Annotated in this window: 2 rRNA genes (1 of these 2 cut by a window edge); both read right to left on the reverse strand. The window is 53.0% G+C overall.

The features are described 5' to 3' along the window. Positions 1-12: 12 nt before the first annotated feature. Positions 13-128: ribosomal RNA gene (gene rrf, locus LVD12_RS16010) — 5S ribosomal RNA — on the reverse strand. 210 nt (positions 129-338) lie between these two features. After that, a 23S ribosomal RNA gene (locus tag LVD12_RS16015) occupies positions 339-2,500 on the reverse strand (it continues 719 nt past the right edge of the window).

Below are 2,500 nucleotides of genomic sequence, written 5' to 3' on the forward strand. Positions count from 1 at the left end.
TTTTATTTAGAAGCCTGACGATGACCTACTCTCACATGGGGAAACCCCACACTACCATCGGCGATGTTGCGTTTCACTTCTGAGTTCGGCAAGGGATCAGGTGGTTCCACAACTCTATGGTCGTCAGGCAAACTGGCTTGGGTTGGCGTGGTCTTATGGGCGAGTTATGTTGCCCTGCGCTGCCTGTTACCGCCGTTTGCACGATCTTCCGATCAACGGTAACCCCAAATAAGTCGGTGAAACACTCTGTAGTAATACACCGCAAGATTCTTGTCTGTCTCTTGCTCACAATCCGCTGATCCTCTTCTGGATCAGTCGTTAGTAACCATCTCTGTTGTATGGTCAAGCCTCACGGGCAATTAGTACTGGTTAGCTCAACGCCTCACAACGCTTCCACACCCAGCCTATCAACCTGGTAGTCTTCCAGGGCCCTTCAGGGGACTCGAAGTCCCAGGGAGATCTCATCTTGAAGGAGGCTTCCCGCTTAGATGCTTTCAGCGGTTATCCCGTCCGAACATAGCTACCGGGCAATGCCACTGGCGTGACAACCCGAACACCAGAGGTTCGTTCACTCCGGTCCTCTCGTACTAGGAGCAACTCTTCTCAAATCTCCAACGCCCACGGCAGATAGGGACCGAACTGTCTCACGACGTTCTAAACCCAGCTCGCGTACCACTTTAAATGGCGAACAGCCATACCCTTGGGACCGGCTTCAGCCCCAGGATGTGATGAGCCGACATCGAGGTGCCAAACACCGCCGTCGATGTGAACTCTTGGGCGGTATCAGCCTGTTATCCCCGGAGTACCTTTTATCCGTTGAGCGATGGCCCTTCCATACAGAACCACCGGATCACTATGACCTACTTTCGTACCTGCTCGACATGTCTGTCTCGCAGTCAAGCGCACTTATACCATTATGCTCATTGCATGATTTCCGACCATGCTGAGTGCACCTTCGTACTCCTCCGTTACTCTTTGGGAGGAGACCGCCCCAGTCAAACTACCCACCATACACTGTCCCCGATCCGGATTACGGACCTGGGTTAGAACCTCAAACATACCAGGGTGGTATTTCAAGGACGGCTCCACTGCAACTGGCGTCACAGTTTCAAAGCCTCCCACCTATCCTACACAAGTAGGCTCAAAGTTCAGTGCAAAGCTGTAGTAAAGGTTCACGGGGTCTTTCCGTCTAGCCGCGGGTACACTGCATCTTAACAGCGATTTCAATTTCACTGAGTCTCTGGTGGAGACAGCGTGGCCATCGTTACGCCATTCGTGCAGGTCGGAACTTACCCGACAAGGAATTTCGCTACCTTAGGACCGTTATAGTTACGGCCGCCGTTTACCGGGGCTTCGATCAAGAGCTTCGCTTACGCTAACCCCATCAATTAACCTTCCGGCACCGGGCAGGCGTCACACCCTATACGTCCACTTACGTGTTTGCAGAGTGCTATGTTTTTAATAAACAGTCGCAGCCACCTGGTCACTTCGACCGACCTCAGCTTAGGGAGCAAGTCCCATCACCAAAGCCGGCGTACCTTCTCCCGAAGTTACGGTACCATTTTGCCTAGTTCCTTCACCAGAGTTCTCTCAAGCGCCTTGGTATTCTCTACCTGACCACCTGTGTCGGTTTCGAGTACGGTTCACTATTGCCTGAAGCTTAGAAGTTTTTCCTGGAAGCATGGCATCAACCACTTCGCCTCTAAAAGAGGCTCGTCATCAGCTCTCGGCCTTAGGGACCCGGATTTGCCTAAGTCCCCAGCCTACTACCTTAAACACGGACAACCAATCGCCGTGCTGGCCTAGCCTTCTCCGTCACTCCATCGCAGCAATAGCAAGTACAGGAATGTTAACCTGTTTCCCATCGACTACGGCTTTCGCCCTCGCCTTAGGGGCCGACTAACCCTGTCCCGATTAGCGTTGGACAGGAACCCTTGGTCTTCCGGCGGGGGGGTTTTTCACCCCCCTTGTCGTTACTCATGTCAGCATTCGCACTTGTGATACCTCCAGCAGACCTCCCGATCCACCTTCAACGGCTTACACAACGCTCCTCTACCATGCAACAAAGTTGCATCCGCAGCTTCGGTTACCAGTTTGAGCCCCGGTATATCTTCCGCGCGGGCCGACTCGACTAGTGAGCTATTACGCTTTCTTTAAAAGATGGCTGCTTCTAAGCCAACTTCCTAGCTGTCTGGGCCTTCCCACATCGTTTCCCACTTAACTGGTATTTGGGACCTTAGCTGGCGGTCTGGGTTGTTTCCCTTTCCACGACGGACGTTAGCACCCGCCGTGTGTCTCCCGCGATTGCACTCCACGGTATTCGGAGTTTGCATGGGGTTGGTAAGTCGGGATGACCCCCTAGCCCAAACAGTGCTCTACCCCCGTGGGTGAGACGCGAGGCGCTACCTAAATAGCTTTCGAGGAGAACCAGCTATCTCCCGGCTTGATTAGCCTTTCACTCCGATCCACAGGTCATCTCCTAATTTTTCAACATTAGTGA

The sequence above is a fragment of the Microbulbifer guangxiensis genome (assembly GCF_021729075.1).
GTDB classification, from domain to species: domain Bacteria; phylum Pseudomonadota; class Gammaproteobacteria; order Pseudomonadales; family Cellvibrionaceae; genus Microbulbifer; species Microbulbifer guangxiensis.